We start from the raw sequence: 7,645 nt of genomic DNA, 5'->3' as shown, positions 1-7,645 counted from the left end.
GCCGTGCAGGGCGCGGGCGTGCCGCACCGCCGCGTCCTCGGAGTGCGGCGGCTTGCCCGCCAGCATGGCGCGCACGACGGCGATCTCCTCGGCCTCGGCGACCCGCGCCGCCGCGCCACGGGCGCGCCGCACACCCCGCTCGCCGACGAGGAGATCGGCGGTGGGCGGGGTCACCGGCAGGCCGAGGCGCAGCCGTTCGGCCCGCACGGCGGCGGCCAGCCGGGGCAGACCCGCGTCGGCGGCGATGCGTTCGCCCTCGTCCAGCCGGGCGGTCGCCGCGCGCATGTCACCGATCAGGGCCTTGACGCGCGCACCGGTCACGAACGTCGCCAGCGAGACGTCGACCGTGCCGACCCTGGCCACCAGCTGGTGGCTCTCGTCGAGCATCCGATCGGCCCCGGCCAGATCCCCTGCCCGGTACTTCAGCTCGCCCAGCATCGCCGCGACCACCCGGACGCCGTGCGAGCGCGGCCCGGAGCGCCGGTGCGCGGTCTCCCACGCCTGCTCGAAGGCGGCCGACGCGGCGGCCACGTCCAGCTGCTCGTAGGCGGCCACCCCTCTGGCCAGCAGGCCGAAGACCGGGCCGAGCTGGTATTTCGACTTCTCGTGGTAGGGCGCGGCCCAGTCCTGCAACTCGATCGCCCCGGCGTAGTCGAACTCGCACAGCCGCGCGTAGGCGGCCACATTCGCCGCGGTGGAGACCGTCCAGGTGGGCAGATCGCCCGGATCGTCGAGGACATCGGCGATCTGGTCGAGCACACCCTCGGTGCGGTCGCGGGTGACCGCGTCGGCGGCGGCGATCACCGCGGCCTCGCGGCGCTGGGCGCGGGCCTCGCCCTCGTCGGCGTTGCCGCCCGGCAGCATGGTGGTCAGTCTGCCCAGCGCCGAGCGCGCCGCCTCCGACTGCTGCAGATTCACGTTCGCCCTCGCCACCGCCATCAGCAGCTTGGAGCGCGAGGTCACCTGTTGCAGTGGCAGTTTCGAGACGGTGCCGAGCAGGGTGGCCAGCCGGGAACCGTCGATCAGATCCATGCCGCCGCCCTCGACCAGGTCCAGCGCCATCTTCAGGTCGGTCGCGGCCAGCGCGTGGTCGACGGACTTGCGCAGGAACTGGTGTTCGGCGTACCAGCGCGACGCCTTGCGGTGCAGCGCGCGCAGGGCGGACTGGTCGGTGCGCTCCAACCGGGCGCGCAGATGCTCGGCGAACAGCGGCTGCATCCGGTACCAGCCGGGATCGTGGTCGATGCGGCGCAGGAACAGCTCGCGCTGCTCGGCCTGGGCCAGCAGTTCATCGGCGTCGGTGGCGCCGGACAGCGCGGCCGCCAGGTCGGCGTTAACCCGCTCGGTGACCGCGACCGCGGTGAGGAAGTCGAGCATCCTCGGCTCCAGCGTGTCCAGCACGTTCTCGGCCAGGTACTCGCGGATGTTGTGGCCGCCCTCCGGCCCCGATGCCAGCAGCCGCCGCGGGTCGTTGTTGCCGCGCAGCGCCAGGCTGATCAGCTGCACGGCGGCGGGCCAGCCGTCGGTGGAGCGGTGGATCTGCTCGACCTGCTGGTCGGTGAGATCGAAGCCGTTGCGCTCGACCAGGATTCGTGCGGTCTCGGCCGGGGTGAGGCGCAGCTGCGCCGAGCCGATCTCCACCAGTTCGTCGTCGACCCGCATGGCGTTGAGCGGCAGACCGGACTGGTCGCGGCTGGTCACCACGAACCGCAGATGGTGGCAGCCGTTGCCGAGCAGGGTGTCCATGGCGCGCAGCGCGCCGGGATCGGTGATGCGGTGCCAGTTCTCGACCACCACCACGATGGTCTCGCCTCGGCTGTGCACCTCGTCGATCAGCGTGCTGACGACGTAGGGCACCGCGTCGTCGAGTTCTTCCTCCAGCACCTGTTCGAGGCCGATGCCGATCTCCGGGCGCACCCGGTGGATGGCCTGCAACAGGTGCGCCAGGAACCAGACCTCGTTGTCGTCGTAGCGGTCGAGGCTGATCCAGGCCACGGGCGTGCCGCGGGCGGCGAGTTCGGCCCGCCACTGCGCGGCCACGGTGCTCTTGCCGAAGCCCGCCGGGGCGTGGATGAGCGCCAGCCTGCGCCGCCCGCCCGCGCGCAGCACCTCCAGCAACCGCGGCCTGGCCAGCGGCTCCTTGGCGGGAGTGGCCGGACGGAACTTGGTCGCGGCGGCGGGCGGCGGGGCCGACGGGCCGGTCGTCGTCCAGCCAGCCCCGACCGCCATCGTCTCGGCCGGGGCCGCGTCGGGTGCGGCCGGATGGCGGGAGACATCGGGACGCAGGGTCAGCGGCCAGCTGCGCCGCGCGGCGACCAGCGGCGCCGGCCTGCCCTGCGTCCCGGCCTGCCGCTCGCCCGCGTCGTCGGGCACGGGTTCACCGTGCGGGAGGACACCGGGCGGCAGCGGGTCGAGCAGGGCCATCTCGTCGGGCACCTGGCCGAGTGCGCGCTGGGCGGCGCGCAGCATCTCGCCGAATTCGAACGCCGATTCCGGGCGGCGCTCGACGTCCTGGGCCATGGCCGCCTCGATGGCCTCGGCCACCGGCGGTGGGATCTGCTGTTCGCGCAGGTCGGGGACCGGCTGGGTGGTGATCCGCAGGAACTGCGCGACCACCCGCTCCCCCGCCTGCCGCTCGAACGCCGCGTGCCCGGTGAGCAGGGCGAACAGCGTCGCCCCCAGTCCGTAGACATCCGAGCGCACGGTGGGTTCCTGGCCCTTGAGCACCTCGGGCGCGGTGAACGCGGGCGATCCGGTGATCAGGCTGCTCGAGGTGCGGAAGCCGCCGGGGATGCGGGCGATGCCGAAGTCGGTGAGCTGCGGCTCGCCGTAGGCGCTGAGCAGCACGTTGCCCGGTTTGACGTCGCGGTGCAGGATGCGGGCGCGGTGCGCGCTCTCGATGGCGCCCGCCAGCTTCACCCCGACCCGCAGGGTGTCGGCCCAGCTCAGCGGCCCCTGCTCGACGACGAGCCGTTCCAGCGAGCCGTGCGCGCAGAACGGCATGACGATGAACGGCAGCCCGGCGGCGGTGACGTCGACCTGCAGGATGTCCACGATGTGCGGATGCCCGGACACCCGGCCCATGGCCTGCTCCTCGCGCAGGAACCGTTCGCGGCTCTCGGCGTCCATGTCGGGTGAGAGCACCTTGACGGCGACCACGCGGTCGAGGGCGGTCTGCAGGCAGCGGTACACCACGCCGAATCCGCCGTGCCCGATCTCCACCGCGCCGGTGAACCCGGCCGCTTGGAGTTCCTCGACGATGCCGGCGCCGAGGGGCTGATGACGCTGGGTGGGTTCGCCGTGCCGCGCCCCCGCCGAGTCCGCACCCGCCGAGTCCGCACCGGCCGAATTCGCCGTCGTCGCGCCCGCGGCAGGCTTCGAGCCCGCGGCCGGCCGGTCACCTGGATCGACCTGGTCGGCCTCGGGTTCGGACCCGTGCGAACGCGGCTGTTGCTTCACCTGACCACCTCGTGCCGACGACAGCCGGACCGGCGGTGTTGACCGCGAGCCCTCATTGCCTGCGCATATCCAACGTAGCGCGGCCGGGTCGCGGTTTGGTGGAGAAACGACGGAAGCCCGCCACCGCGGCGAACGCGGTGACGGGCTTCCTCCGGCGAGCTCGGCTCACCGGATGTCTCGCGTGACGCGCGGGGGCGTCAGCCGCGCAGCGAGGCCGGGACCTCGAAGCGCTTGCCGTACTTGGCGGCCAGCTCGTCGGCACGGCGCACGAAGGCCTCCTTGCCGCCGCCGGGGTAACCGACGATGAACTGGTGCACGCCGCCGGTCCAGGCCGGGAAGCCGATGCCGAAGATCGAGCCGATGTTGGCGTCGGCGGTGGTGAGCAGCACACCCTCGTCGAAGCACTTCTGGGTCTCGATCGCCTCGGCGAACAGCATGCGGTCGATCAGGTCCTGCAGCGGCACGTCGAGGGTGGCCACGGTCTTGTAGTGGTCACGCACGCCCTGCCAGATGCCGAGGCGCTTGCCGTTCTCGTCGTACTCGTAGAAGCCGGCCTTCTCCAGGCGGCCGGGGCGGCCCTGCTCGACCATCCAGTCGATGACGTCGATGGCCGGGTGGCGCTCGGTGCCCAGCTTGGTGTCGCCCGCCTTGACGGCCTCTTCGGTCTCCCTGGCGATCTTCTGCATGAGCTTCATGTTCAGCTCGTCGGTCAGCTGCAGCGGCGGCGCCGGGTAGCCCGCCTGCGAACCGGCCTGCTCGATGGTGGCGGGCTCGATGCCCTCACCCAGCATGGCGATCGCCTCGTTGACGAAGGTGCCGATCACGCGCGAGGTGAAGAAGCCGCGGCTGTCGTTGACGACGATCGGGGTCTTCTTGATGGCGAGCGTGTAGTCGTACACGCGGGCCAGCGCCTCGTCCGAGGTCTTCTCACCCTTGATGATCTCCACCAGCGGCATCTTGTCGACCGGCGAGAAGAAGTGGATGCCGATGAAGTCCTCCTGGCGCTTCACGCCGGTCGCCAGACCGGTGATCGGCAGGGTGGAGGTGTTGGAGCCCAGCAGGGCGTCCGGGGTGACGATGTCCTCGATCTCCTGGAACACCTTGTGCTTGAGCTCGGTGTTCTCGAAGACGGCCTCGATCACGAAGTCGACGCCGGCGAAGTCGGCCGCGTCCGCGGTCGGCTTGATGCGGTCGAGCAGCGCCTTGGACTTCTCCTCGGTGGTCTTGCCACGGGAGAGGGCCTTGGCCTCGATCTTCTCCGAGTAGCCCTTGCCGCGCTCGGCCGCCTCCAGGGTGACGTCCTTGAGCACGACCTCGTAGCCGGCCTTGGCCGAGACGTAGGCGATGCCCGCGCCCATCATGCCCGCGCCGAGCACGCCGACCTTCTTGATCTCCTTCTTCGGCACGTCCTTCGGACGCGAGCCGCCGTTGTTGATCGACTGCAGGTCGAAGAAGAACGCCTGGATCATGTTCTTCGCGACCGGGCCGGTGAGCAGGTTGACGAAGTAGCGCGACTCGATGAGCGAGGCGTTGTCGATGTCGACCTGCGAGCCCTCGACCGCGGCGGCCATGATGGCGCGCGGGGCGGGCATGTTGGCGCCCTTGAGCTGCTTGCGCAGGTTCGCCGGGAAGGCGGGCAGGTTGGCCGCGAAGGCCGGGGTGGCGGGGGTGCCGCCGGGGATCTTGAAGCCCTTCTTGTCCCAGGGCTGCACGCCGGCGTCCGGGTTGGCCTTGATCCACGCCTTGGCGGCCGGGATCAGCTCCTCGACCGAGCCGACCAGCTCGTCGACCAGGCCGATCTCCTTGGCCTTCTTCGGGTTGTTGCGCTGCCCCTGGAGCAGCACGCCCATGAGCGCCTGCTGCAGGCCGAGCATGCGCACGGTGCGGATGATGCCGCCACCGGCGGGCAGCAGGCCGAGGGTGACCTCGGGCAGGCCGATCTGCGAGCCGCGCACGTCGGCCGCGATGCGGTGGTGGGTCGCCAGGGCGATCTCCAGCCCGCCGCCGAGGGCCGCGCCGTTGATGGCCGCGACGACCGGCTTGCCGAGGGTCTCCAGCTTGCGCAGGGCGGCCTTGATCTCGGTCAGCTCTTCCATGAGGGCCTGGGCGTCGTCCGGCCCGACCTTCATCATGTTCTTCAGGTCGCCACCGGCGAAGAAGGTCTTCTTGGCCGAGGTCAGCACGACACCGGTGATGTCGTCCTTCTCGGCGACGAGCCGGTCGACCGTCTCGGTCATCGACTTCTTGTACAGCTCGTTCATCGTGTTGGCGCCCTGGTTCGGGTCGTCCATCGTCAGCACGACGATGCCGTCCGAATCCTTCTCCCAACCGATCATGTTGGTTTCGCTCACAGCTCTGTGTCTCCTTGTTGAATCAGTGACCGGTGGGATCAGACCCGCTCGATGATGGTGGCCACGCCCATGCCGCCGCCGATGCACAGGGTGATCAGCGCGTAGCGGCCGTTGCGGCGCTCCAGCTCGTCGACCATGGTGCCGGTGATCATGGCGCCGGTGGCGCCCAGCGGGTGGCCCATGGCGATGGCGCCGCCGTTGACGTTCAGCTTCTCGTCCGGGATGTTCAGGTCCTTCTGGAACTTCAGGACCACGGAGGCGAACGCCTCGTTGATCTCGACCAGGTCGATGTCGTCGAGGGTCAGGCCCGCCTTGGCGAGAACCTTCTTGGAGGCCGGCGTCGGGCCGGTCAGCATGATGGTGGAGTCGGCGCCGCTGGTCGCGGTGGCGACGATGCGGGCGCGCGGGGTCAGGCCCGAGGCCTTGCCCGCCTCTTCCGAGCCGACGAGCACCAGCGCGGCGCCGTCGACGATGCCCGAGCTGTTGCCGCCGTGGTGGACGTGGTTGATCTTCTCCACGAAGTGGTACTTCTGCAGCGCCACCGCGTCGAAGCCGCCCATCTCACCGATGCCGGCGAAGGAGGGCTGCAGCTTGGCCAGGTCCTCCAGGGTGGTGCCGGGACGCATGTGCTCGTCGCGATCGAGCACGACCAGGCCGTTCTGGTCCTTGACCGGGACGATCGACTTGGCGAAGTAGCCGCCGGTGGTGGCCTTGGCCGCCAGCTCCTGCGAGCGCACCGCGTAGGCGTCGACGTCCTCGCGGCTGAAGCCCTCGATGGTGGCGATCAGGTCGGCCGACACACCCTGGGGCACGAAGTAGGTGTCGTAGTTGGTGGCCGGGTCCAGCGCCCAGGCGCCGCCGTCGGAGCCCATCGGCACGCGGGACATGGACTCCACGCCACCGGCGAGCACCAGGTCGTCGAAGCCCGAGCGCACCTTCTGGGCGGCCAGGTTCACGGCCTCGAGGCCGGAGGCGCAGAAGCGGTTGAGCTGGAAGCCGCCGACGGTGTCGGGCAGGCCGGCCGCGGTGACCGCGGTACGGGCGATATCGGCACCCTGGTCGCCCACCGGGGCGCCCACACCGAGGATGAGGTCCGACAGCCGGTCCTCGTCGAGGTTCGGGAAGCGGTTGCGCAGCTCCTGGATCAGACCAACAGTCAGGTCGATCGGCTTGACCGAGTGCAGCGAACCGTTCTTCTTGCCGCGGCCGCGCGGAGTGCGGATGGCCTCGAAAATGTAGGCCTCTGTGGTCATATCGGAGTGTTCCTTCCTTGGGGTGCCCCCGCACCGCGGTATGCGGTACAGGCGCGGATAACCTCGCCGACCGGCCGTGGGACCGACCGTCCTAACGCTGTACAAAACTCGGCACGCACCGACAGACGCACGCTCTGGCCGCCCGCACGTCTGGGCATACCATAGAGCCTCGTCGCATCGGAGCTCGCGGGCACCCGTTCATAGTAGCGCCGGTGTGCGAACTCCCGTTAACTTAACGTCGTCGGGACGGTGGTTGTCAACCATCCAGCCTGGTGGCTCCCAGTTCGGTGCGCAGCAATTCCAGGGCGACCTCGTCCGGGTCGCGCCGGTCCTCCGGGGCCACCGGGCGGGCGGCCTCGGCGAGCATCTCCTGCTCCTCCTCGACCGTCAGCGGGCCCGGCACCGGGGGCGGGGTGTACTCCTCCGGCGGCGCGCTGTCGAGCTGCGCCGGATCCGGCGGGGGGAAATCGCCGGGGCCGGGGTCGTCCGGGAGGTCGGGGAAGTCCGGCGGCGGAATGTCGTCCTCGCGAACCCGCCCGCCCCCGGCCGGCCGCGCCCCGCCCCGCGGCGCCCCCCCCCCCC

The 7,645-nt window shown here is 70.7% G+C and carries 3 protein-coding genes and 1 pseudogene; all 4 read right to left on the bottom strand.

From position 1 onward, the window contains the following. A partial coding sequence (locus QH283_RS15020; RefSeq protein ID WP_432420734.1) for a protein kinase domain-containing protein occupies positions 1 to 3,261 on the bottom strand: 3,261 nt, incomplete at its 3' end. Between the two features lie 395 nt (positions 3,262 to 3,656). After that, complete coding sequence (locus QH283_RS15015) at positions 3,657 to 5,810, bottom strand: 3-hydroxyacyl-CoA dehydrogenase NAD-binding domain-containing protein (RefSeq protein ID WP_280503613.1); 2,154 nt, start codon at positions 5,808 to 5,810, stop codon at positions 3,657 to 3,659. Positions 5,811 to 5,848: 38 nt separating this feature from the next. Beyond that, positions 5,849 to 7,063, bottom strand: coding sequence for an acetyl-CoA C-acetyltransferase (locus QH283_RS15010; protein WP_280503612.1), 1,215 nt, complete (start codon positions 7,061 to 7,063; stop codon positions 5,849 to 5,851). A gap of 256 nt (positions 7,064 to 7,319) precedes the next feature. Further along, a pseudogene (locus QH283_RS15005) lies at positions 7,320 to 7,645 on the bottom strand (DNA polymerase III subunit gamma/tau); the annotation flags it as partial.

Source organism: Nocardia farcinica (assembly GCF_029867845.1).
In the GTDB taxonomy this organism is placed as follows: domain Bacteria; phylum Actinomycetota; class Actinomycetes; order Mycobacteriales; family Mycobacteriaceae; genus Nocardia; species Nocardia farcinica_A.
Note: the sequence above shows the minus strand (reverse complement) of the source record. Positions and strands in the feature narration are given on the sequence as shown.

Bases quoted from the DNA above. Each gene is read 5' to 3' on its own strand.
- QH283_RS15010 (WP_280503612.1), bottom strand. From the start codon at position 7,063: ATGACCACAGAGGCCTACATTTTCGAGGCCATCCGCACTCCGCGCGGC.